The organism is Caballeronia terrestris (assembly GCF_001544515.1).
Lineage (GTDB): Bacteria > Pseudomonadota > Gammaproteobacteria > Burkholderiales > Burkholderiaceae > Caballeronia > Caballeronia terrestris.
The window spans coordinates 13,228-35,688 of sequence record NZ_FCOL02000015.1 but is presented as its reverse complement, the minus strand read 5'-3'; the positions used below and the strand labels follow the sequence as shown (position 1 = coordinate 35,688).

General features: G+C 62.3%; 23 protein-coding genes. 8 read left to right on the top strand and 15 right to left on the bottom strand.

Annotation, left to right across the window (positions count from 1 at the left end; genetic code table 11):
• Positions 1 to 31: 31 nt before the first annotated feature.
• Entirely contained in the window at positions 32 to 1,201 is a 1,170-nt protein-coding gene (gene dinB, locus AWB67_RS14820; protein WP_087657010.1) for a DNA polymerase IV, read from the bottom strand.
• 208 nt (positions 1,202 to 1,409) lie between these two features.
• On the opposite strand from dinB, the gene AWB67_RS14815 reads away from it, so the two are divergent.
• From AWB67_RS14815 to AWB67_RS41435, 3 genes are all read left to right on the top strand, one after another.
• On the top strand, positions 1,410 to 2,390 hold the full coding sequence (locus tag AWB67_RS14815) for an aldo/keto reductase (RefSeq protein ID WP_087657009.1): 981 nt from the start codon (positions 1,410 to 1,412) through the stop codon (positions 2,388 to 2,390).
• Positions 2,391 to 2,521: 131 nt separating this feature from the next.
• On the top strand, positions 2,522 to 3,466 hold the full coding sequence (locus AWB67_RS14810) for a histone deacetylase family protein (RefSeq protein WP_087657008.1): 945 nt from the start codon (positions 2,522 to 2,524) through the stop codon (positions 3,464 to 3,466).
• A 197-nt stretch (positions 3,467 to 3,663) separates the two neighbouring features.
• Positions 3,664 to 4,095, top strand: coding sequence for a hypothetical protein (locus AWB67_RS41435; RefSeq protein WP_200822236.1), 432 nt, complete (start codon positions 3,664 to 3,666; stop codon positions 4,093 to 4,095).
• A 65-nt stretch (positions 4,096 to 4,160) separates the two neighbouring features.
• Here AWB67_RS41435 and AWB67_RS14800 read toward each other — a convergent pair whose 3' ends face one another.
• Positions 4,161 to 5,003: a helix-turn-helix domain-containing protein gene (locus tag AWB67_RS14800; protein WP_235025168.1), complete on the bottom strand. Its 843-nt coding sequence runs from the start codon at positions 5,001 to 5,003 to the stop codon at positions 4,161 to 4,163.
• A 223-nt stretch (positions 5,004 to 5,226) separates the two neighbouring features.
• Here AWB67_RS14800 and AWB67_RS14795 point away from each other — a divergent pair, with 223 nt between their 5' ends.
• The 4 genes from AWB67_RS14795 to AWB67_RS14780 are packed head-to-tail and all read left to right on the top strand — an operon-like array spanning position 5,227 to position 8,803.
• The gene (locus AWB67_RS14795; RefSeq protein ID WP_235025167.1) at positions 5,227 to 6,168 is read left to right on the top strand and encodes a transporter; all 942 of its coding nucleotides are present in this window, start codon (positions 5,227 to 5,229) and stop codon (positions 6,166 to 6,168) included.
• Between the two features lie 46 nt (positions 6,169 to 6,214).
• Entirely contained in the window at positions 6,215 to 7,948 is a 1,734-nt protein-coding gene (locus AWB67_RS14790; protein ID WP_087657006.1) for an FAD-dependent oxidoreductase, read from the top strand.
• 14 nt (positions 7,949 to 7,962) lie between these two features.
• The gene (locus tag AWB67_RS14785; protein WP_087657005.1) at positions 7,963 to 8,346 is read left to right on the top strand and encodes a c-type cytochrome; all 384 of its coding nucleotides are present in this window, start codon (positions 7,963 to 7,965) and stop codon (positions 8,344 to 8,346) included.
• Positions 8,347 to 8,374: 28 nt separating this feature from the next.
• Positions 8,375 to 8,803: a nuclear transport factor 2 family protein gene (locus tag AWB67_RS14780; protein ID WP_087657004.1), complete on the top strand. Its 429-nt coding sequence runs from the start codon at positions 8,375 to 8,377 to the stop codon at positions 8,801 to 8,803.
• Between the two features lie 46 nt (positions 8,804 to 8,849).
• On the opposite strand, the gene AWB67_RS14775 is transcribed toward AWB67_RS14780, so the two are convergent.
• The 13 genes from AWB67_RS14775 to AWB67_RS14715 all read right to left on the bottom strand — a co-directional run bounded on the left by AWB67_RS14775 (position 8,850) and on the right by AWB67_RS14715 (position 21,198).
• The gene (locus AWB67_RS14775) at positions 8,850 to 9,971 is read right to left on the bottom strand and encodes a porin (protein WP_087657003.1); all 1,122 of its coding nucleotides are present in this window, start codon (positions 9,969 to 9,971) and stop codon (positions 8,850 to 8,852) included.
• Positions 9,943 to 10,308: a Rieske (2Fe-2S) protein gene (locus tag AWB67_RS14770; protein ID WP_087657002.1), complete on the bottom strand. Its 366-nt coding sequence runs from the start codon at positions 10,306 to 10,308 to the stop codon at positions 9,943 to 9,945. Before AWB67_RS14770 ends, AWB67_RS14775 begins: the two co-directional genes overlap by 29 nt.
• On the bottom strand, positions 10,305 to 11,135 hold the full coding sequence (locus tag AWB67_RS14765) for an intradiol ring-cleavage dioxygenase (protein WP_087657001.1): 831 nt from the start codon (positions 11,133 to 11,135) through the stop codon (positions 10,305 to 10,307). The genes AWB67_RS14770 and AWB67_RS14765 overlap by 4 nt, the downstream gene beginning before the upstream one ends.
• 12 nt (positions 11,136 to 11,147) lie before the next feature.
• Entirely contained in the window at positions 11,148 to 12,218 is a 1,071-nt protein-coding gene (locus tag AWB67_RS14760) for a branched-chain amino acid ABC transporter permease (protein ID WP_087657000.1), read from the bottom strand.
• 21 nt (positions 12,219 to 12,239) lie between these two features.
• Positions 12,240 to 13,106 (bottom strand): branched-chain amino acid ABC transporter permease, encoded by an 867-nt coding sequence (locus AWB67_RS14755; RefSeq protein ID WP_235025166.1) that lies wholly within the window; start codon positions 13,104 to 13,106, stop codon positions 12,240 to 12,242.
• Positions 13,103 to 13,810, bottom strand: coding sequence for an ABC transporter ATP-binding protein (locus AWB67_RS14750; protein WP_087656999.1), 708 nt, complete (start codon positions 13,808 to 13,810; stop codon positions 13,103 to 13,105). The genes AWB67_RS14755 and AWB67_RS14750 overlap by 4 nt, the downstream gene beginning before the upstream one ends.
• A 2-nt stretch (positions 13,811 to 13,812) precedes the next feature.
• A complete protein-coding gene (locus AWB67_RS14745; RefSeq protein ID WP_087656998.1) occupies positions 13,813 to 14,535 on the bottom strand; it encodes an ABC transporter ATP-binding protein in 723 nt (240 codons plus the stop codon).
• Between the two features lie 16 nt (positions 14,536 to 14,551).
• Positions 14,552 to 15,850: an ABC transporter substrate-binding protein gene (locus AWB67_RS14740; RefSeq protein WP_087656997.1), complete on the bottom strand. Its 1,299-nt coding sequence runs from the start codon at positions 15,848 to 15,850 to the stop codon at positions 14,552 to 14,554.
• A gap of 55 nt (positions 15,851 to 15,905) precedes the next feature.
• On the bottom strand, positions 15,906 to 16,964 hold the full coding sequence (locus tag AWB67_RS14735) for a maleylacetate reductase (RefSeq protein WP_087656996.1): 1,059 nt from the start codon (positions 16,962 to 16,964) through the stop codon (positions 15,906 to 15,908).
• Positions 16,965 to 16,968: 4 nt separating this feature from the next.
• Positions 16,969 to 18,432, bottom strand: coding sequence for an aldehyde dehydrogenase family protein (locus AWB67_RS14730; RefSeq protein WP_087656995.1), 1,464 nt, complete (start codon positions 18,430 to 18,432; stop codon positions 16,969 to 16,971).
• A 110-nt stretch (positions 18,433 to 18,542) separates the two neighbouring features.
• Positions 18,543 to 19,538, bottom strand: coding sequence for a hydroxyquinol 1,2-dioxygenase (locus tag AWB67_RS14725; protein ID WP_087656994.1), 996 nt, complete (start codon positions 19,536 to 19,538; stop codon positions 18,543 to 18,545).
• Positions 19,539 to 19,577: 39 nt separating this feature from the next.
• On the bottom strand, positions 19,578 to 20,069 hold the full coding sequence (locus tag AWB67_RS14720) for a cupin domain-containing protein (RefSeq protein WP_087656993.1): 492 nt from the start codon (positions 20,067 to 20,069) through the stop codon (positions 19,578 to 19,580).
• 163 nt (positions 20,070 to 20,232) lie between these two features.
• Positions 20,233 to 21,198 carry a LysR family transcriptional regulator gene (locus AWB67_RS14715; RefSeq protein ID WP_087656992.1) on the bottom strand — a complete coding sequence of 322 codons (966 nt, stop codon included), beginning with the start codon at positions 21,196 to 21,198 and terminating at the stop codon, positions 20,233 to 20,235.
• Between the two features lie 141 nt (positions 21,199 to 21,339).
• Between AWB67_RS14715 and AWB67_RS14710 the strand changes: the two genes are divergently transcribed.
• On the top strand, positions 21,340 to 22,461 hold the full coding sequence (locus tag AWB67_RS14710) for a hypothetical protein (RefSeq protein ID WP_087656991.1): 1,122 nt from the start codon (positions 21,340 to 21,342) through the stop codon (positions 22,459 to 22,461).

The window sequence follows — 22,461 nt, the reverse complement described above, 5'->3', positions numbered from 1 at the left end:
TGCGACGTACAGCATCACGCTGTACGCCGCGTCAAATTCCCCCCGACGCGTCGAACTGCATCTCCGATTGCACCCACTTCGGCGCGCTCCCATCGACGCTCTGTTGCGACAGAGCGCTCGCCTTTACCCCTAGCAAGCGAATACTCCGGTCGAGCGTAACGCGCTTCAGACATTCGGTCGCGGCGCGCCGGATCGACGCCGCATCCGCGACGCCCGCTTCGAGCGTGTGATCGCGCGTGACCGTGCGAAAGTCGCTGAACCTCACCTTGATACTGATGCACGCCGACGTGAGCTGGCGCCGTTCGAGATCCTCGGCAAGGCGCACGCACAGATCGGTGAAACGCTCCGACAGTTCCGCGCGATCGCGGCGCGGATGCAGGTCGCGTGAAAATGTCGTCTCGCGCGATTTCGAGCGCGGCACCGACGACGTCTCGATCTCCCGATCGTCGATGCCCGCGGCGATGCGCGTAAGCCAGGTCGCGTAGCTCAGGCCGAACTGCTGCTGAAGCAACGCGGGATCGGCTGCGGCGATATCGCCGACGGTGTGGATGCCGAGCGCCGCGAGCCGGTCGTTCGCTTTCGGCCCGATGCCGTTCACCTTCTTCGCGGGCAGCGGCCAGATGCGCGTCTGAAGGTCGTCGAAGGTGAGGAGAGTCAGGCCGTCGGGCTTGTCGAGTTCGGAGCCGATCTTCGCGAGCAGCTTGTTGGGCGCGACCGCGATCGAGCACGAGAGGCCCGTCGTGTCCGCGACCACGCGCTTGATGCGCTGGGCGAGCGTGCGCGTCTCGCCGGGCACGTCGGTCAGATCGATATAAATTTCGTCGATGCCGCGATTCTCGATGCGCGGCGCGATCGTCGCGACGGCGCTCTTGAAGAGCTCGGAGTAGTGTCGATAAGAATCGAAATTGCTCGGCAGCAGGATCGCGTCGGGCGCGAGTTGCGCCGCCTTCATCATGCCCATCGCCGAGAATACGCCGAGCTTGCGGGCCTCGTAGGTCGAGGTCGTCACGACGCCACGGCCCGCGTACTCGCGCAACCTGACGAAGTGGCGTTTGCCGTGCTCGTCGACGGTCGGCTCCGACCGGTGGCCGCCACCGACCACGACCGCCTGCCCGCGCAACTCGGGGTACCGTAGCAATTCGACGGAAGCGAAGAACGCATCCATGTCGAGGTGCGCGATGCGGCGGGGTAGTTCGCTCATGTCGGGCTGATGCGATGCGGCTGAAGGCGTGCTTTAGGAGAGTGCCGTTATGTTATCAACAGCGCGGGCGTCGCGGGCAAAAGGGCTTCGGCGGGCATTGCTACTGGCGGCTATGATGACATCTCCCCGCCGCTCCGAAGGCTGCCTGTCATGAAGATGGCGCCGCTGTCAGGCAGCCGCCGGCGACCTTTGTAAAAGGAGCAGATGCATGGACTATGTGAAGCTTGGCTCGACCGGACTCGACGTGTCGCGCCTCTGTCTCGGATGCATGACCTACGGCGACCCGGCGCGCGGCAAGCATCCGTGGACGCTCGACGAAGACCGCAGCCGGCCGCTGATCAAACAGGCGCTGGAAGCGGGCATCAATTTCTTCGATACCGCGAACACCTATTCGGATGGCTCGTCGGAAGAAATCGTCGGCCGCGCGCTGCGCGATTTCGCCAAGCGCGACGACCTCGTGATCGCGACCAAGGTGTTCAACCGGATGCGTCCGGGACCGAACGGCGCGGGCCTCTCGCGCAAGGCGATCTTCAACGAGATCGACAACAGCTTGCGGCGCCTCGGCACGGATTACGTCGATCTTTATCAGATTCATCGCTGGGATTACGGCACGCCGATCGAGGAAACGCTCGAGGCGCTGCACGATGTCGTGAAGGCGGGCAAGGCGCGTTATATCGGAGCGTCGTCGATGTACGCGTGGCAGTTCAGCAAGGCGCTCTATGTCTCGCGTGAACGCGGCTGGGCTTCGTTCGTCACGATGCAGAACCACCTGAACCTGCTGTATCGCGAGGAAGAGCGCGAGATGCTGCCGCTGTGCAAGGACATGGGGATCGGCGTGATGCCTTGGAGCCCGCTTGCACGAGGACGCCTGACGCGCGACTGGAACGAGACCACCGAGCGCCAGCAGACCGACGACTTCGGCAGCGGTCTCTACGCAGCATCGCTCGATGCGGATCGCGCGGTGATAGAAGCGGTGGCTGCCGTCGCAGCGGAACGCGGCGTGCCGCGCGCGCAGGTCGCGCTCGCATGGGTCGCGCAAAAGGACGCGGTGACGACGCCGATCATCGGTGCATCGAAGCCTGCGCATCTGACCGATGCGGTCGCGGCGCTTTCGCTGAATTTGTCGGCGGAGGAAATCGCGCGGCTCGAAGCGCCGTATGTACCGCATGCGATCGCCGGGTTTCAATAGCGCGCTCGGCTCAGCGGCGGTCCATAACGATCACCCTATGATGCGGCAAAGAATCTCTGATTGTTCCGGATGCGCGCATGGCACTAAGCTTGCCATGCGCCGCATTCCGGCACCGATAACCACAACCGCCGATGACCACTACCCTCGTCTATACCCACGCTGCCTGTCTGGAACACCGTCCGGGGCCTGGCCATCCGGAATCGCCGGAGCGCTTGAAAACGGTGCTGAGCGCGTTGCGGACGCCATCGTTCGCGGCGCTCGAATGGCGTGAGGCGCCGATGGGCACGCTCGAACAACTCGAGTTGATCCACGATCGCGACTTCATCGATCAGGTCGCGGAAATCGCGCCGCAGCGCGGCTACGTGCCGCTCGACGGCGGCGATACGGTGATGTCGCCGGGATCGTGGGAAGCCGTGATGCGCTGCGTGGGCGCGGCTTGCGCGAGCGTCGATGCCGTCATGAACGGCGATGCGCGCAATGCGTTCTGCGCGACGCGTCCGTGCGGCCATCATGCGGAACCGGCGCGGGCGATGGGGTTCTGCATCTTCAATCAGGCTGCGATCGCCGCCGCATATGCCTACGACGTGCACAAGCTGGAGCGCGTCGCGGTCGTCGACTTCGATGTTCATCATGGCAATGGCACGCAGGCGGCTTTCTATAACCGGCCGGAGCTTTTGTATGCATCGAGCCATCAGTCGCCTTTGTATCCCGGCACGGGCAAAGCATCCGAAACCGGTGTGAGCCATAACATCGTCAACGTGCCGTTGCCGCCGGGCTGCGATTCCGAACTCTTCCGTTCAAGGATCGAAGCCGACATGCTGCCCGCCGTTCGCGCGTTCGATCCTGAACTCATCATCATTTCCGCCGGGTTCGATGCGCATCGGCTGGACCCGCTCGCGGGCCTCAATCTCGAGGACGACGACTTTCAGTGGATCACGCTGGAACTGATGCGGATCGCGGAGTCGACTTGTCAAGGAAGGATCGTTTCGATTCTCGAAGGTGGCTACAGTCTCGAAGGATTAGCGACCGGCACGGCCGCGCACGTTTGCGCTCTGATGGGCCAAGCAGGTCGTTGATCGGGACATTCATCATACGTTCCGAGCGATCAGTCGCCCGGCGTGTCCTATCGTCACAAGTAGAAGAATCATCGATCAGGCGCCGCTACATCTTTCACGTATCTAACTTTGAAAAACAGGGAGGCGTGCACTACCGTTTCTGAAGAGCGCTCTTGCGTTCCGCAGCAAGTTGAAACGATCAGCGCGATTGAGATGGATTGTCGGAACCATCCGGCGTCGGAGAGACGCAATCGGTGACGGCTGAGTCTGATGTCGTATGGCGGCACTTCCTTTCGAGTACGGCGGCGGAGGCGGGAAAAACGGATAAATCAGCGCGACGCGAATTTTTCTACTACGACGAAACCGACCTGATGGCGATCCGCGTCGATGCGTGGAAGATGCACATCGGCATCAAGAAGGACGGTAGCTGGTTCAACGAGAAGACCTATCCGAGCGTGCCATATGTCTTCAACCTGCTGATGGACCCGCAGGAGAAAATGGACCCCGAGTCGCCGGAATGGGGCTATATCGGCCGCAAGTTCGTCGCGCAGAAGTTGTGGGCGCCCACGGCGGGCGTGCCGTTTCTGCAGGCGCATTTGAAGAGCCTGCAGGACTATCCGCCGAGTCAGGGCGCCATACGCTCAGCATGAAAAAGGCGGTCGACGAAGCGATGCGGAAGCTCTCGACGCCTACCGGCAGCAGCAACTAAGCGACGCTACTGCGCATTCTTCCTGAAGCGCAGCGGCGTCGTCCCGATTCGCGCGGAGAACAGCGCCGTCATGTGCTGCTGTGACGAGAATCCGCACGCTGCCGCGATATCGCAAAGCGGCAAATCGGTCGCGCGCAGCAGTTGCGCCGCCGCGTCGATCCGTTTCTCCAGCACGAAGCGATAAAGCGAATATCCGGTGCGTGCCTTCACGCCTTCGAAGACCACGCGCACCGGCAAGTCGAGCGTCGCCGCGATCTCCGCGCAGTTCAGGCTCTCCTCGATGTTGGCCGTCACGTACTGTTCGAGCCGCAAAAACTCGGCATCGGAAATGCCGCGCGTGCGCTTGTCGGCGGTGGTCTCCAGATGCCGCGTCGTTTCGATCCAGGCGAGTGTCGCGAGGCACTGTATCTCCCACGGGTCCACGGGAGGAGCGCTATCGGCCGGCACTTTCAGACGCGCATAGCGCACCAGATGACGAATCGCATCGGCGCCGAGGTTGCTGCGGCTGTCCATGCGGCGCGTCGCGCTTGCATTGCGCTGAAACGCGTCGAGATACCGAAACGCGACGAAGCCGTTCCGAACCTGCTGCGCCTCGATCCGCATGCTGCCGCCGCGCGCATGGAACGCCGCTGTCTCCGCCTGAAACGTGAAGGGGAGCGCGGGGCCGCCGTCGTAACGCGTCTCCGAAACGATCGTGCCGAGCAGCAGGCAGATCATGTCGGGTGCGTCTTCTACTTCGAACGTGTAGGGCGCTCCGCCGGAGATGCAGTATTCGAGTCCGGGAGCGCCGGATACCGCGCTGAATCCGTCGATTCGCCTGTGGGTGGATGGCTGGGGTGTCGCCTTCACTTGTCGTCTCCGATCGCTTGGATGATGCATTTTTCATGAGTATAGCCACGCTGCGGCGCTCCAATGGGTCGTCGTTTGCGAACGCGCCGTGCGTAATTTTCAGCCTAGTGTTCACCCTGATGCCGCGTCATGCGGCAGGAATCTGTAATCCGCGAAACATGAAAGACCCGTTGATTGCGTCGCCGTACGGTGTGGCCCATCACACCAGAATACGGAGACGACGATGGGAAGGATCAAACGACCGCTGAGACTGCGACGCGAAACGCTGACGTTCGCCATGATCAGCGCAACGTGCGCGATGCAGCCCGCGAACACGGCGCACGCAGCGGGCATTCCGTTCGCAACAGACCGCCCTCAGACCTGGCAGTTCAGTTCCGACTTCGAAGGCTCATACGATTCCTTCGGCCAGAACCTCGGATGGAATCACGAGGGCCGCGCGTTTGATTCACACGGCAACCAGATCGACGGGCCGGGCACGAACACCTTTGTCGGACTCTCGACATTCATCCACTACTGGAAGCTGCCGTCGCTGCCGCACGTGGGTTTCAACGCGAGCATCACGGTGCCGGAAATCCGCTCGCAAGGTTCGCAGTTTTCAGCGAGCGGTATCGGCGATCCGCTGCTCGGCGGCCTCGTCTGGTACAACCCCGCGCCCGCGACGACACTCGGTTTTCAAGCGTACGTGCAAGTGCCGATCGGGCAGAACAGCGTATCGACGAATACGTGGTCGTTCTGGCCTTCGGTGTTCTACGACGACTGGTACGGCCACGTGAACGTCGATCTGCTGGTCGGCGGCATCCTGCGCGGACGCACGCTGCGCTCGGGCCAGGACGATCTGAGCCCTGGCAACACGTTCCATCTGAATCTGCGTGTCGGCTACAGCATCTCTCCGCCCGACAACCCGTTCGCGATTCCCTTCTTCGCCTTCGATCATCAAACGAGCGGCGGCACTTTCAACCAGACCGCCCTCACGGCGGTGCCGAACAGCGCGAGCCGCGAGACGACGGTCGGCGCGGGCGTGCTGTTCCAGTTCAAGCCGAACAGCCTGCCGTTCCTGCATCAGAAGATGTACGACCAGCTTTCCATTCAATACCAGCACTCGGTGTCGGGCCGCAATACAGCGCTCACCAACGGAATTCTGGTGCAGGCGTGGCACTACTGGTGAGCGCCGCGCCTTGCATCGACCGCATATGAAATCTCAGGAGACGAACATGATCGACGACAAGAAACACCCAACCGCATCGCGGCGCAATTTCATCAAGGCCGCGGGCGCGGGCACCGCGGCGGCCGCGTTCGGCGCGGTGACGCTGTCCGCCAAGGCCGCCAGCGAACTCAAGTTCGACGCGGAGTACGACATCGTCGTGTGCGGCGGCGGAGGCGGCGGCCTGCCGTGCGCGCTCTTCTCGCGCTGGCTCGGCAACCGCGTGGCGATCCTCGAAAAGGCGGGCAGCGTCGGCGGCACGGCGGCGAAGGCCGCGTTCTGGTACTGGGTGCCGAACAACGAGCCAATGCGGCGCGCCGGCATCGCCGATCCGAAGGCGGATTATCTGCGGTACGTCGCGCGCCTTTCGCGGCCCGAGCAATACGATCCGTCGCTGCCGAAGCTCGGTCTTTCGGACTGGGAGTACGAGATGTGCGAGGCGATCTACGACAGCGCATCGCCCGCGGCCGAGCTGCTCGCGAGCAAGGGCGCACTGCCGTATCGCCACGAAGGATCGGTGCCCGACTACTGGGCCGAATTGCCCGAAGACAAGGCGCCACGTGGCCGCGTGTTGTTCCCGAAGGACGGTTTGCCGAGCATGTCGGATGGCGGGCGCGTTGCGATCCGCACGCTGAGCACAGCCGCGCGACGCGACGGTATCGACATACGCACGGGTTATCGCGTGCAGAAGGTGCTGGTCGATGGCAAGGGCGCCGTGATCGGCGTCGAGGCGCAGACCGAGGAGGGCACGCTCTTTCGCGCGCGCGTGAAAAAGGCGGTCGTATTCGCGACAGGGGGCTTCACGCACGATCCCGAACTGCGCAAGAACTTCCTGCACGGCGCTGTGTACGGCGGCTGCGCGGCACCGACCAACGAAGGCGACTTCGTGCGCATTTCCAGCGCGCTCGACGTGCAGCTGCGCAACATGAACTACTCGTGGATGGCGCCGATCTCGCTCGACAAGGCGATCGCGAAAGACGGCTCGCTTTCCGGCATCTTCACGCCGACGGGCGACTCGATGATCTATGTGAACAAGTACGGTAAGCGCGTCGTCAACGAAAAGCTCGCATACAACGAGGTCTGCGCGACGTTCTCGCAATGGGACGGCGCGAAGGGCGAGTATCCGAATCTCGCGCTGATCTCGATCTGGGACCAGCAGGCGCAGGACCACTGCGCGAGTGACGACTACGGCAGCCTCATCGTGCCGAAGGGATCGAATGACCGGCACGTGTTGCGTGGAAACACGTTGCCAGAGCTTGCCGCCGCGATTCGAGAACGACTTGCGAAACACAAGAGCGCGGTCGGCAGGATGGATCTCAGCGACGACTTCCTGCGCAATCTCGACGCAACGATCAAGCGCTTCAGCGGCTTCGCCAAGACCGGCGCGGATGCGGACTTTCATCGGGGCGAGCGCATCGTCGAAAAGCTGTTCAACGGTCCCGTCAGCAAGAAGGCGGACCAGAAGAACGAAACGATGTATCCGTTGAGCCCGAAGGGGCCTTATTACGCGGCGCTGATCGTCGCCGGCAATCTCGATACGAAGGGCGGCCCGAAGACCAATTCGCACGGACAGGTGCTCGATGTAAGCGGTACGCCGATCAAGGGGCTGTATGGCGTGGGCAATTGCGTCGCATCGGCGTCGGCGCGCGCGTATTGGGCGGGCGGCGGCACGCTTGGACCGATCATCGCCTTTGCGTATCGCGCGGCGAACGCAGCGCATGCAGAGACATCGACATCCATCTGAGCAGGAGTGAAACCATGAAACGCAATTTTGTGCTGGCCGCCGTGCTCGCCTTGGCCGCTAACGCCAGCCACGCGCAGGACGCGCAAGACACCGTCGCGATCGGCAAGAAGCTCACGACCAACAACTGCGCCGTGTGCCATACGTTTGGCAAAGGCGAGCCGAACGGGCAGGGGCCGAACCTGTTCGGCATCATCGGCAAGCCGTTCGCTTCGGAGCCGGGCTTCAAGTATTCGGCCGGCATGAAAGCGGCCGCCGCCGGCAAGGTGTGGGACGACAAGCTGCTCGACGCGTGGCTCACCGATACGCAATCGGTCGCGCCGGGCAACGCGATGACCTACTTCGAAGGCGACCCGGCGCGGCGCGCGAAGATCATCGCTTATCTGCGGACGCTGCATTGAACGACCTTGTTAATTTAGGAGACAAACGATGGAAACCACGATGAACGACGAACAACGCAAAATAATCGCATTGGAATATCTGCGGCGCCTCGACCGCGGCGCCCCCTTCTTCGATCTCTTCGACGACCACGCCGAAGTGTACTTCCCGAAGTGGGGTATCGCATCGGGCCGGGCAGCGTTCGAGAAGCTCTTCGCGGACCTCGGATCAATCGTGGCAAAGTTCAAGCACGATCTCGCTTACCTGAACGTGATCCAGCAGGGCGATACCGTGGTGGTCGAAGGCACGAGCTATGGCAAGACGCAAGGCGGTGTCGAGTGGCGCGCGGGTGTGACGCATGCGGGCCGTTGGTGCGATGTGTTCGAGATTCGCGACTTCAAGATCCAGCGCTGCTTCATCTATCTCGATCCCGACTATGAGGATGCGGATACGAAGCGCTATCCGTGGCTTGTGGGATAACGATGGGAGAAAGAGCGGCTAAGGCCGCTCTTATTGGCTAAAGCGATCAGAACTTCGTCTGCAAGCCGATTCGAGCCAGCGTCTGCGAGCGATTGCTTGCCGCCGCATCCGGTTGCAGCAACCCGTTGATCCAGGCGCGCGTCGTGGCGCCGTCGCCGCTTGCGCGCTGGTAGATCGCTTCGACGTAGGCAAGCGTCGCCTTCGAGAAGTGATATTGCACCGCAGACGTCACCTGATGCGCCTTGTTGTTCGACAAGACCTCATTGCCTTTCATGAACTGATAGTCGAGCCCGGCCGACCAGGGACCGGAGATCGTCCACAAGCCGCCTGCCTTGTAGACGTCGATCTTCGCGCCGCTCGCCGTGTTCTTCGTGTTCGTGTAGAGGAGCATGCCGAGCACGCTGCCGAGCTGGTAGTGCGTGCCGAAGCCGAAGTTGCGGATCCCGTCGTGACCTTCACCGAGTTCCGGATACTTGACTTCGACATACGCGGCACCGATTCCGAACGGACCATTCTGATAGCTCGCGCCGAAGCTCATCGACGAATTCTCCGAGAACGATCCAGGCACGCCGCCGAAGCCGTACAACGCGCCGAAGCTGAAGCCCGACAGGTCGGGGCTTCGATATTTCACCGCGTTCGATACGCGCGTCGCGCCTGCCATGCGGTCGAAGTCAAAGGCGCCGGTGGGATTGTTCGGCACGCCGAGCGCGCTGAACGGACCCTGCCGGAAATCGTAAAGTCCGCCGAAGAGCAACGCGCCGTCGAAGAGACCGAGCGTCAGCGTCTCGAACATGAAGTCGTATTGATTGCCGAACGTGAGCGTGCCGTAGTTGTCGTTGGACAAGCCCACGTACGCCGTTCGATTGAAGATCTGCCCCGCGCCCGGGATGGTCGATCCGTTGCCGAGATCGAACTGAGAGGTCAGTGCGAATACCGCCTTGTTGCCCCCGCCGAGGTCTTCCGTTCCCTTGAACGTCAACAGGTTCGGTGCGTAGATGCCGCTGTCGAATAGCGTGACGGATTTGCCGTGCTGGTTGTTCACGTAGGTGATACCGCCGTCGATCATCCCCTGCAACGTGACGCTGCTTTGTGCCTGTGCGTGTGCCGCCGTGAGCGCTATCAGCGCGCAGCACGCGAGCCTAATGTGAACATGTACTTCCTTCCTCATGCTTCTCTCCCCCATCGTTGATGAATATTTTTCTGTCCTCCATGCGGATCGCAACCGGCGTGAGGCGTGCGCCCAGGCAAGGTCCGTCGATGCAGACGCCGTCCTCGAAGCGGAACATCGCGCTGTGATGCGCGCACATCACGAGTTCGCCGCCGTATGCCCAGAACGTGTTCGGCTCGTAGTTCAGCGGGATCGAGAAGTGCGGGCAGACGTTGCGATAGGCCCATGCGTCGTCGCCGCGACGCAGGACGAGGACTGCGGACGCCGCTTCCATACCGCCGCCGTCCGGAATGTCATCGAGTGCGCAAAGGGCGTTGTGTTCGGTGGAATCGTTCACGAATCCTCCGCTGCGATCAGCACGAAGTCACGTTCGACATCGAAGTGAGATTCCTTCGGCACATAGTCGACGACAAGCGACGACTTCACGCCGAACACCGCATCGGAATCGACATACGGATCGTCGGATGAAAACAACGCGGTCGTGAGCGTCTCGTAGCCGGGCGCGGCAATCCGGAAGTGGACATGAGCGGGCCGCATCGGATGGCGGCCCGTCGCGACAAGCATTCGGCCGACGGGGCCGTCGGTGGGAATCGGATAGCTCGTGGGCTTGAGCGAGCGGAACGCGTATTCGCCGGCTGCGTTCGAATGGAAGCGGCCGCGCAGGTTGCCCTCGGGCTGGTCGGGGTCTTGTCCTTCGTACATGCCGTTGGCGGCAGTCTGCCAGACCTCGATCAGCGCCCCGGCGACCGGATTTTCATCGACATCCACCACGCGTCCGTGAAAGAGAGCAGGGTCGCCCTCGGTCTGCGCGATGTCAGCGCCGAATTCCGCTTCCTTCACGCCATCGCGATAGAACGGCCCGAGCAGGCTGCTCTCCGTCGATTCTTCTTCATGCCGCTGGTTGATCGCATCGAGCACGATCGAGAGGCCGAGCGTGTCCGACAGCAGGATGAACTCCTGCCGGATGCCGTCGCACTTCTTGCCCGTCGCGGTCAGAAACTCGATGCCATGGCGCCACTCGTCGTGCGTCAATCGCACTTCGCGCGCGAAGTCGTGCAGGTGACGCACGAGCGCGGTGATGATTTCCTTGGTCCTCGGTTCAGCGCAGCCGCTGAACGCATCGATGACGGTTTTGGTGAGGTTGTCATTGGTCAGGTCTTTCATGGTGCGGATGCCTCAGGAGTGCGGTGCGGAAGGAGCGGAGCGCGCCGTGTGGACCTCGCCGCGAGAGGATGACGGCGCCTTGTCGATAAACACGACGTGCCGAGCAACAGGGAAGAGCTGCCAGCCGAAACGCCGCGACACGTACCCCCAGATGCCTTGGGGAAAGAACATCGTGACGACGATCGCCAGCGCGCCCAAGCCGATGAGATACCACGTGCCGAAGTCCGACAGGAACTTATTAAGCAGGAAGAAAACGAGCGTGCCGATAATCGGGCCTTCGAGCGTGCCAAGACCACCGATCATCACGATGAAGATCGCGAACGCGGTCCAGTTCACTGAGAACGCGGCGTCCGGCGAGATGCGCAGATTGCCGACGAAATAGAGACCGCCCGCGAGCGCCGTGCCCGCTGCCGACACCAGATAGACCACGAGCCGCGCACGCTTCACATCGACGCCCTGGCTGTTCGCAGCGACCGCGTTGTCGCGCATCGCGGTAAGCGCGAGTCCGCGTTTCGAACGCAGGAAAACATAGAGCAAACCGATTGCCGCGGCGACGATCGCGAGCGCCGTCCATAGCGTCAGCGATTCGCGCAACACGCGCGGCACGCCCTGAAACGCCGTGAGACTCGTGCCCGATCCGCCGCCGAGCCACGATACATTCGCAACCGTTAGCCTGAAGACTTCGGCGATCACCCACGTCCCGATCGCGAAGTAACCGCCTTCCAAACGGAACGCCACGAGCGACACCGGCACGGCGATCAAAGCCGCGATGGCGGCGCCCATCGGCACCGCGATGAACGGCGAGATGCCGCCATAGTTGGCGAGGATCAGCATCGCGTATCCGCCGATGCCGAAGTACGCCTGCTGCCCGATCGACACCATGCCGCCGTAGCCCGCAAGCAGGTTCCACATCAGCGCAAAAACCAGGTAGGCCGCGATCTGCGTGAAGTCGCGCAGCGTGTCGCGACCGGCCCAATAGGGCAGGCTCGCCACGACGACGGCCGCGATCAAAAGGACGAGCACGGCCACTCTGCTCGCGCGCGTCGCACGCCGGACTTCGAAGCCTCGTTCGCGCATGTTCATGTCTGTCACCTCGATAAAGCGTCAAGCGGTCTTGGGGAAAAAGCCCTGCGGCCGCACGGTCAGCACGGCGAGGAACAGCACGTGTCCGAGCCAGATACCCCAGCCGGGGTCGAAATAGAAGCCGATCTGTTGCGCGATGCCGAGGGCGATGCCGCCCGCGAACGTGCCCCAGAACGAACCCATGCCGCCGATGATCACGGCTTCGAACGCGTAGAGCAGCAGCGCGGGGCCATCGGTCGGCGAGACTGCGGCGCGCATGCCGTAGAGCGTTGCAGCGAGCGCGATCAGCACGAACGCGATGCTCATCGCGAGGGCGAACGTGCGGCGTGGGGAGACGCCCATCAGTTGCACGATCTCGCGATCGTCGGAGGTTGCACGAAACGCGCGGCCGAGCGGTGTGCGGCCGAAGAGCCATTGCAGCGCGAGCGTCGCGGCGATCGTGACGGCGAGCGTGAGGAGCGGCAGAAGCCCCAACGCGATGCCGCCGGGCAACGCAAAGCTCATCGATTCGAAGCCGCCTGTTGCGAGTGAACGCGGGTCAGCGGAGAACACTTCCTGCAGCAGGTTCTGGATGACGATCGAAATCCCGAAGGTAACGACGAGCGAAGGCAACGGATCGCGTCCGCTCACGCGATTGAGCACCGCGAACTGCACGGCATAACCCGAGCCGAATGCGATCACGATCAAGAGCGGCACAGCGAGCCACAACGGTGCATGCGCCCAGCTCGTCAGCGCGAAGAGCACGAACACGAGCATCACGATGAAGTCGCCATGCGCGGTATTGGTCAGACGCATCACGCCGAACACGAGCGACTGGCCCATCGCGAAGAGCGCATACAGCGCACCGAGCAGGACGCCTTGCAACACTATATTGACGATCGAACTCATGACGTCACTCCGAAATAGGCTTGCGTGATCGCTTCGTCGGAGACGTCGGCGGAGGCGCCCGACAGCGACACACGTCCTTCTTGAAAGCAGTAGAAACGCGACGAGACCTTGCGCGCCAGTTGCACGTCCTGCTCGACGACGATCGCGCTCATGCCGCCCGCCACGATCGAAGGCAGGGCTGCGTAGATCTCGCGCACGATGACAGGCGCGAGCCCGAGCGAAAGCTCGTCGCACATGATCAGATCGGGGTTGCTCATCAGCGCGCGGCCGAGCGCGACCATCTGCTGCTGGCCGCCCGAGAGCGCCGTCGCCTGATGGCGTCTGCGTTCCTTGAGCACGGGAAAAAGCTCGTAGACGGTCTGAAGATTCCAGTGCCCCGGCCGCTCGCAGTACCCGCCGAGCAGCAGGTTTTCTTCGACGGAAAGGCTCGCAAAGAGCCTGCGTCCTTCCGGCACGAGCGCGATGCCCTTGCCGACGATGCTCGCCGCTGGCATGCCGCCGATCGCTTCGCCCCTGTAGAGCACGTGCTCGGGGCGCGTGCGCAGCAAGCCTGCGAGCGTCTTGAGGAACGTCGATTTGCCCGCGCCATTCGAACCGATCAGCGCGATCACTTCGCCGCTGTTCACGGTCACGTCGATGCCGAACAGCGCCTGAAAATCGCCATAAAACGCGCTGAGCGCGCGTGTTTCGAGAATCGCCGGCATGCTCAAGCCTCCAGACCGAGATAGACGCGCTTCACTTCGGGATCGTCCATCACCGCAGCGGGCGATCCCTCCGCGAGGCGCTTGCCGAAGTGAATGACGAGCAATCTATCTGCAACGGCAAGCAGCGCGTGCACGACGTGCTCGATCCACACGATCGTCACGCCATGCTCCTTCACGCGCTTGATTTCATCGACGAGTTCATGCGTCTCCGGCTCCGTGAGACCGCCTGCAATCTCATCGAGCAACAGCAGCTTGGGACGCGTAGCCAACGCTCGCGCTAGCTCCAGACGCTTGCGGTCGAGCAACGTGAGCGTGCTCGCAAGCTGGTTCGCGCGGCGCTTGAGACCGGTGCGCTCCAGTACGTCGATGCAGACCTCGTAGGCCGCGTGTTCGGCAAGCTCGCCGCCGAACGTCGCGCCGACCAGAAGGTTTTCGAACACTGTCATACCGCCGAACGGACGCGGCACCTGATACGAACGCCCGATCCCCGCGACACAGCGCCGGTGCGGAGCGAGCGCGCCGATATCGTTATCGTCGAAGCGGATTGTGCCCGCATCGGGGCGCACGTCCCCGCTCACGAGGTTGAAGAGGGTCGTCTTGCCCGCGCCGTTGGGGCCGAGGATGCCGTAGGTCTCGCCTCGTTCGATCTCGAAGCTGATGTCATCGGTGACCTTCAGCGCGCCGTAACTCTTCGAGACGTTCGACAATGCCAGAACGCTGCTCATCGCTTTGTCTCCCTCGTCATGCGATCAGCTTCAGCGGACCGGAGAGCGGCACGCTGGGAGCGAGTTGATTGTTCACGATCGCGAGATCGAAGCGATGCGGCTGTCCTGCAGCGGTTTTGAGCCACTGCCCTCCGACGAGCGGCGTCTTCGCGACGTTCTTCACCGGACCGCTGCCCCAGGCAACGCGACCGACGACGGTATCGAGTTTCGTCGTCGCGACCGCATCGCGAATCGCTTCGTTCGAGTCGATGTCTTTCGTGCGCTTGAATGCATCGACGGCGATTTCGAAGAGCGCGTGCGCGAAACCGATGGGCTGCGTCCATTGCTTCGACGTGGCCGTTTCGTACGCGTCGGCAAGCTGCCGCGCGGACTGTCCCGTCAACGAAGACTTGAACGGATGCGACGGCGACCACCACACTTCGGTCGAGAGGCCATCGCCGAGATCGCCGAGCGCTTCGATGGAAGTCGGAAAGAGGAGCGCCTTGCCGATCGAAATGACCTTCGGCTTGAAACCTTGCTGACGCGCCTGCACGAGAAAGTTCTTTGCATCAGGCGGAATCACGACGCCCGTCACGATCTGCGAGCTGCCTTGCTTGAACGCGGAAATCTGCGCAGAGAAATCCTGCGTCATCGACTGGAAACGGCCCGGGTCCTTCAGCGTGAAGCCCTTTTGCGCGAGCACCGGCGGGAAGCCGAGCTTGCTGTCGCCCCATGCGTTTCCGTCGCCGTCGTTCGGGAAGAGGCCACCGACAGCCTTGTTGGTCTGCACCGATTGCCACATGCCGGTGTAGACGGCGATCACGTCTTCGAGGCCCCAGAAGAAGTGATACGTGTAGTTGAAACCCTTCTTCGGATCGCCTTTTCTGCCGAAGAACCACGGCTGCCACGGAACGACAGTCGATACGCAGGGCATCTCGTTCACTTCGCACGCGTCGCTGACCGGGTTCGCGGTTTCCGGCGTGCCGGAGACGAGCATGATGTCGACCTTCTCCTTGAGGATCAGGTCATTCGCCACTTCGCCCGCGCGGTTCGGATTCGACTGGCTGTCCTTCACGAGGATCGATACGGGATACTGCTTGCCGCCGATCGTGATGCCGCTCTTCAACGCAGTCTGCATCTGCTGGATCGTGAAGCGGTCGGCTTCGCCGAAGGGCGCAAGCGGCCCAGTTTGCGGCGATACGTAGCCAATTTTCAGCGTGCGCGGACCTGCGGCGTTCGCGATGCGCGCGAGCATCGGTGAGCTTCCAACGAGCGCGGCGCTTGCTGCGGCCTTCACGAATTGACGGCGAGCGCCGTCGATGGATCGATCGTCCATGGTTGTCTCCTTCAGTCTATTTATGGTTCTGCGCCAGCTTTTTTTTTGCTGTGCGTCAGGTTGGCGCGCGGCCTTCGTAGGCGGCTTCGAGCAAGGCTCGCAAAGGCGCGCGTTCCAGCGGACGCGGGTTCCAGTAAGGGTTCTTCAACGCTATGTCCAATGCGATGTCGATGTCGTTTTCCTTGAAGCCGATATCTTTCAATGCGGTGGGCGCGCCGTTATTGCGCGCGAGATCGAAGGCGCCTTGTGCGGCATCCGTCGTGCCTAGTGCGCGTGCGATGCGCTTCATCGCTTGCGGCGCTGCATCGCGGTTGTAGGCGAGCGCGTGGGGCAGCACGATCGTGTGCGTCTCGGCGTGCGGCAGGTTGAACGTGCCACCGAGCGTGTGACACAGCTTGTGATGCAGCGCCATACCGACACTGCCGAGCACCGCGCCGCACAGCCACGCGCCGTAAAGACAGTCGCCGCGTGCATCGAGGTCGTCGGGTTGCTCGACGACTTTGCCGATGCCTTGAGCCAGCGCGCGAATCCCTTCCTCGGCCATCAGGCTGATGACCGGATTCGCGTCCTGCGCATAGAGCCCTTCGGCCGCGTGCGCAATCGCGTTGATGCCGCTCGTGACCGACAGCGATGCAGGAAGCGACACCGTCAGCGCCGGATCATAGATGACGGTCTTTGGCAGCACGCGAATGTCGCGACCGGTCTTCTTCAGTCCCGCCTCCGTGAGACCGTAGATCGGCGTCATTTCGGAGCCGGCATATGTGGTAGGAACGGCGAGAATCGGCAGCGAAGATGTCAACGCGATCGCCTTGCCGAGCCCGGTCGTGGAGCCTCCACCGATCGCCACGGCGCAATCGGCTCCGACCCGTTGCGCATACTCGCGTGCTTCGCGCGCGGTCTCGATCGGCACATGCATCACCGCTTTTGCGAACACGCCCGCGACGCGCGCGCCGAGCCGTTCCGCGAGTGCTTCAGCCTGTTCGCGCTGCTGAGGCGTCGAGAGCACGATAGCGCGCTTCGCGCCGAGCAGATCGATTTCACGCTCGAGATATTCTATGCTTCCCGCACCGAAGACCACGCGCGACGGCATGCCCTGATAGATGAACGAGTTCATGATTTCAACGCGGATAGTAAGGCGGAATGTTCGCGTCGACATTCACCCAGACCGACTTCGGTTGCGTGTATTCGCGCATTACTTCGAAGCCCATCTCGCGGCCGTACCCGCTCGCGCCGACACCACCGAACGGAGATGCGGGACTTACGCGCTTGTAGCAGTTGATCCACACCATGCCGCTGCGCAACTGCCGCGCAAAGAGATGCGCGCGTTGCAGGTCGCGCGTCCACAAGCCCGCGCCGAGGCCGTATTCGGTGCCGTTCGCGATGGCGAGCGCTTCCTCGTCGCTGCTGAACGTGCTGACGGTGACGAACGGGCCGAACACTTCTTCCTGCGCAACGCGGTCGGTCGGTTTCGCGGAGACGATCGTCGGTTCGACATAGAAGCCTTTCGCAAGCGCAGCGTTCGCGGGCGCCTTGCCGCCCGACAGCACGCATCCGCCTTGATCGCGTGCGACATCGACATACGAGAGCACACGGTCGCGATGCATCTGCGACGTGAGCGGGCCCATCTCCGTGGAAGGATCGAGCGGATCGCCGATCTTGATCGAGCGCGCGAGCGAGGTGAAACGTTCGAGCAGTTCATCGGCGACGGATTCATGCACGATCAACCGCGACGCCGCGATGCACGCCTGCCCCTGGTTATGGAAGATGCCGAACGCGGAGCCTTGCACGACCGCATCAAGATTCGAGTCGCTGAAGACTACATTCGCACCCTTGCCGCCGAGTTCTAGCTGCACCTTCTTCAGGTTGCCGCTCGACGCCTGCACGATCTTGCGGCCCACGGCCGTCGATCCCGTGAACGCGACCTTGCTGATCTCCGGATGCTCCGCGATGTATTGACCGGCCACGTAGCCGAGCCCCGGCAGCACGTTCACGACGCCCGGCGGAAAGCCCACTTCAGCCATCAGCTCAGCGATGGCGAGACTGGAGAGCGGCGTGAGTTCCGCTGGCTTCATCACGACACAGTTGCCAGCGGCGAGCGCGGGCGCCATCTTCCAGCTCGTGAACATCAGCGGAAAATTCCACGGCACCACTTGTCCGACGATGCCGACGGGCTCGCGCGTCATGTAGTTCAGGAAGCCCGCTTCGACAGGGATCACCGAGCCTTCGACCTTGTCGGCCATGCCGCCGAAGTAGCGGAACGTCGCGGCCGTGCGCGGCACGTCGAGGTTGCGCGTGTCGCGGATCGGATGACCCGTGTCGAGCGATTCGAGGCGCGCGAGTTCATCCGCGTTCGCTTCGATCGCATCGGCGAGTTTGAGCAGCAGCCTGCCGCGATCGGCTGCGGCCATGTTGCTCCATTTCGGGAAGGCGGCCTTGGCGGCATCGACCGCGCGATCGATATCGGCGCGCCCGGCCATCGAGACCTGTGCGATGACCGAGTTGTCGTGCGGGTTGATGCTCGCGAGCGTTTCGCCGCTCAGCGCGGGAACGAAGCGGCCATCGATGAAGAGTTGCGTTTGCATGTCGGTCCTGCCTGAAGAATGCTTGAGACAAAGCGGTCCCCGCGACGCCGGTTCTCGGCGTCGTCGTTTCGATGCGGGGCAGGGAAGGGAAGGGGTTGGCGCGGGGTGCTTTAGAGCGGCACCGGATACGGCGGCAGTTCGCCGCTTTCGTAGCGCTTGGGCAGATCGGGCGTCGCGTTCTCCCACACGAGCAGCATGGAGCGCTTCTGCGAATACCCTTTGTGGCGAATGTCGGCGGGCATCGCGGCGATGTCGCCCGCGTTCATCGTGATGCGCGCACGCGGTTCGCCAGTGTCCTTGTCGGCGACGTCCCAGATGATCTGGTCGGAGAGTTGCAGGAACCACTCCACGCGGTCGTTGCCGTGAAAGACCGGCAGCACGAACTCCTCGGTCGTCGGGCAGAAGAGGCTCTGCTTGCACACCGACGTCACCGACGGATTCCACGTCACGTCCGAACGCGACAGGTACTTGAAAAGACTGAAGGCATGTAACTGGCCTTCGAAACCAGGCGCCGCGTGAATCTCCGGCTCGTCCTGCTCGACGTCGGCGAACTGGCGGTTGACTGGAAGATCGTCGCGCAACGGCGAGTCGCCTTCGAGACCCGGCATGCGCTTGGTCGCGATACGCGTGCGATCGATGGCGGCGATGTTGTCGCCGTGCTTGACGCCGAACGCGGAGCCGGTTTCTTCGGGCGCGGCAAACGGGTCGAAGCCTTCGTTGACCCAGTCCTTCAGGATCGCCTTGAAGGTCGCCATGATCACGGGCGTCTCGAACTGCTGCGTGTAATCGACACCCGCGTCCTTGAAGCTCGCGTTGTACGCGCCGGCATACATGTCTACCTTGCCGTAGTGATTGCGCGTGCCTATCACTTCATCGAAGTTGACCCAGCCGTAGAAGAAGCCCCATGCGACGTCGCGCATCATCGCGCGCAGGAAGTCGTCGGCGTGTATCTGGTGCGAGCGAATTTGTCCGGCCGACGGCCACTTCACCGTGGCGAAGTAGGCATCGCGGCTGAATTCGAACCCGCCGAGTTTGAAGGTGCGGTATCCGGTGACGCTGTCCTGTTCGGTTGCGACGACGTTCTGAAGAATGCTGGCTTGATCCATGATGTGCTCCGGAAAAGGGTGGCGGTGATTGCGTGTCGGTTACTGGATGCAGATATCGGCCCACTTCTCGACCGAAGCCGATCCGAGAATCGTCTGCACCAGCAGTACACCCGTCTTCCGCGCTTCGAAGCGATACGCGGCGCCTGCTGGCAGCAGCGCCTGATGACCGCGGCGCAAGCGCACGAAGCCCATCGACTGGCCCGAGGGTTCGCCATCGAGCCGCACGGTACCTTCCGTTTGCTCGCCGACGAGCGGACCATCGGACGGCTTGATGAAATGCACTTCGATCTCGCCATCGAGTACGACCGCGAATTCATCGTGCGATGCCGTGAACCACGGCGACGTGCCTTCCGCGCGCAGCGTCTCGATCACATACTTAAGATTCTTGCCGACGACGACCTTTTCGTACGGCGCCGAGTTGTTCGCAACCTCGAACACGTTCGACATTGCGTAGTGTCCGGGTTTGCCCTTGATGATTTCGATCGAGCCCTTGCGGTAATTGCCAAGGCTGCCGAGTTGGGTAGCTTGCATGTCTGTCTCCATTGCTCTGTTGATCTTCGTGAACGTGCTGCCTTGGAACGAAGATTAGGGCCGCCTGTGCGGCAAGGCAATGGATCGAGGGTCGCGTTTCGCGAACGCTGCGTACGTCGATTTCGACGCTAGGGAAACTACTGATATCAGGCGTTGCGAAGGCTCAGGCGTCGCCGAGTTCTTCGTCGACGTTGCGGGCTTCGTCGTCAGAGGGCGAGATGCCGAGCGCCTTGTCCCACTGCGGTTCGCGCAGATAACGTTCGCGCAGGAAGTCGACGAACGCCTTCACCTTGGTCGTGGATCGATGCGACGCGGGATAAACCGCCGATAGCCAAAGCGGCGGCGCCGCGTACTCGGGCAGCACGCGCACGAGGCGGTGTTCGAGGAGATCGGCGGCGGCGACCATCGTCGGAAGATAGGCGACGCCAGCGCCCGCGCGCGCGAATTCCAGGAGCAGGTGCACGCTGTTCGTCTTGAGCACCGGATTGAGCGAGACTTCATAGCACTCGTTGCCCTTCATGAGCGGCCACTTGTCGCCCCACGGATAGTGCGAATAACGCGCGAAATCGTGACGTACGAGATCGAGCGGCGTTTCGATGACGGGTTCCTCCTTGAGGTACGCAGGCGCCGCGCACAGCACGCCGCGCACCGGGAAGAGCTTGCGTTCGACCAGCAGATTCGATGCGGGCGGATAGATCTGCAACGCGAGATCAAGTCCTTCCTGGACGGGATCGATCACGCGGTCGTTGACGGTCACGACGAACTCGATGCGGGGATGCGCCTCGCGAAACGCGATCAGCGCCTCGGAGAAGTGCCCGAGCGCGAAACCCGGCAGCACGTGAACGTTGAGCGTGCCGGAGAGCGACTGCGTCTCGGCGCTCGTGCGGCCCGACAAATCGTGCACCTTGTTCACGAGTTGCACGCACTCGCGATAGTAGGTTTCGCCGGCTTCTGAAAGGCGCACGGCGCGCGTCGAGCGATGAAAGAGCGCCACGCCGAAGTGCTCTTCGAGCTGCTTTACCCGCGATGTGACGACGGATTTCGCGACGCCTAGCTGCCGTGCCGCGCTGGCGAAGCTTTGTGCTTCGGCTGCGCGTACGAACGCCTCCATCGACATGAAGATGTCCACGCTGTCTCCACTATTTGATTTGTTCGAATGCCCCTTTCAGTTCCCAAGCGGGCACGGATGCCTAGAATAGCCGTAGATGGACTCATGCAGCAACGCCCAGGGAATGCAACGAACGTATCACGTAACGACCGCGAGGCCCTCATGATCCTCTACCCCGATCCACCCACGTCGCTCGCCGATTTTCCGGTTTCCGCTTTCCTGCTCTCCGGGACGGTATCGGTCACCTGTCCCCAGCCTACCTTCGGCAAGGAGCCCGCGGCGTTAATGCAACTCGTGCTCAAGCGGCGGCCGCCGTGGGAGAATGAATTCCGTCAGATCTATTCGGTCGCGCATGCGCAACACAGCGGGTTCGAGGAGACGGTGAATGCGCTGCAGCCGCTGGCGAAGTCGCTTGGTGTGCTCGCACTCAGCTACGCGACCGATATCAAGGGACTCGAACACGGCGACGCGCTGCTGCAGGCAAGCGGCGCAAAGGCGGCCGAGTGGCAATCGCTGATCGGCGGCAACCGCGCTGCGACGGGCTTCTTCAGACACCTGTCGGAACAGTACCTCGACTTCGACAAGGATCTCGAAGCGCTCTATCGCTATTGCGATCATCTGTACAAGAAGAACCTCGTGCCGCTGACGTTGCTCAAGGTCTACCTGACGAGAATCGCGTTCACGGAAACGCTTCGCAAGATGCCGGACGTGCCGCTGCTTCTGACGAACGAGCGACTCCCAGCGTTTCTCGCGCAACTTCCGGTCGATGTCGACGTCGACGAAGCGGGCAAGGAAGAGGAGCGGCACCGGTTGATTGCGTGGGAACTGTTTCAGCGTCTGGTGTTGCCCCGATTCGGCGTGCTGGATGCAAAAGGCGTCGAAGTGTTGCGCTCGTTGCGCGAGAACAAGCGCGAGGAAATCGAGCGATTGCGCGAGCGCTGCAGTGTGATGGCTTACGAGGTCGCGCCGTCCGCAACGGCACCGGCATTCGAAAAAGTGATCGCCACCAAGGCTTCGAAAGAAATCAGGGAACTGTTCGAGCTCGATAGCAAGACGAACCGGGAATATGTCGCCGGGATTTTCTCCGATGCAAAGACTTGGGCCGCGTTCGCGGCAGCCGTCTCAGTCTTGTTCAGCGGCGCGCCCTTGTTGCTGAGTGCAGGCGGTGCAATCAGCGCGCTGTCGCTCGTCGGGGCCAACGGGGTGAAGGCGGCGTACCAAAGGAAAGAGAAACTGCGCCAAAGCGACTTTGCGCTGTTGTATTCGATCGCGCGCATGCGCTGA

Bases quoted from the DNA above. Each gene is read 5' to 3' on its own strand.
- AWB67_RS14775 (WP_087657003.1), bottom strand. From the start codon at position 9,971: ATGAGGAAGGAAGTACATGTTCACATTAGGCTCGCGTGCTGCGCGCTG.
- AWB67_RS14795 (WP_235025167.1), top strand. From the start codon at position 5,227: ATGGGAAGGATCAAACGACCGCTGAGACTGCGACGCGAAACGCTGACG.
- AWB67_RS14740 (WP_087656997.1), bottom strand. From the start codon at position 15,850: ATGGACGATCGATCCATCGACGGCGCTCGCCGTCAATTCGTGAAGGCC.
- AWB67_RS14785 (WP_087657005.1), top strand. From the start codon at position 7,963: ATGAAACGCAATTTTGTGCTGGCCGCCGTGCTCGCCTTGGCCGCTAAC.
- AWB67_RS14815 (WP_087657009.1), top strand. From the start codon at position 1,410: ATGGACTATGTGAAGCTTGGCTCGACCGGACTCGACGTGTCGCGCCTC.
- AWB67_RS14755 (WP_235025166.1), bottom strand. From the start codon at position 13,106: ATGAGTTCGATCGTCAATATAGTGTTGCAAGGCGTCCTGCTCGGTGCG.
- AWB67_RS14730 (WP_087656995.1), bottom strand. From the start codon at position 18,432: ATGCAAACGCAACTCTTCATCGATGGCCGCTTCGTTCCCGCGCTGAGC.
- AWB67_RS14780 (WP_087657004.1), top strand. From the start codon at position 8,375: ATGGAAACCACGATGAACGACGAACAACGCAAAATAATCGCATTGGAA.
- AWB67_RS14790 (WP_087657006.1), top strand. From the start codon at position 6,215: ATGATCGACGACAAGAAACACCCAACCGCATCGCGGCGCAATTTCATC.
- AWB67_RS14745 (WP_087656998.1), bottom strand. From the start codon at position 14,535: ATGAGCAGCGTTCTGGCATTGTCGAACGTCTCGAAGAGTTACGGCGCG.
- AWB67_RS14710 (WP_087656991.1), top strand. From the start codon at position 21,340: ATGATCCTCTACCCCGATCCACCCACGTCGCTCGCCGATTTTCCGGTT.
- AWB67_RS14760 (WP_087657000.1), bottom strand. From the start codon at position 12,218: ATGAACATGCGCGAACGAGGCTTCGAAGTCCGGCGTGCGACGCGCGCG.
- AWB67_RS14750 (WP_087656999.1), bottom strand. From the start codon at position 13,810: ATGCCGGCGATTCTCGAAACACGCGCGCTCAGCGCGTTTTATGGCGAT.
- AWB67_RS14735 (WP_087656996.1), bottom strand. From the start codon at position 16,964: ATGAACTCGTTCATCTATCAGGGCATGCCGTCGCGCGTGGTCTTCGGT.
- AWB67_RS14810 (WP_087657008.1), top strand. From the start codon at position 2,522: ATGACCACTACCCTCGTCTATACCCACGCTGCCTGTCTGGAACACCGT.
- AWB67_RS14765 (WP_087657001.1), bottom strand. From the start codon at position 11,135: ATGAAAGACCTGACCAATGACAACCTCACCAAAACCGTCATCGATGCG.
- dinB (WP_087657010.1), bottom strand. From the start codon at position 1,201: ATGAGCGAACTACCCCGCCGCATCGCGCACCTCGACATGGATGCGTTC.
- AWB67_RS14725 (WP_087656994.1), bottom strand. From the start codon at position 19,538: ATGGATCAAGCCAGCATTCTTCAGAACGTCGTCGCAACCGAACAGGAC.
- AWB67_RS14720 (WP_087656993.1), bottom strand. From the start codon at position 20,069: ATGCAAGCTACCCAACTCGGCAGCCTTGGCAATTACCGCAAGGGCTCG.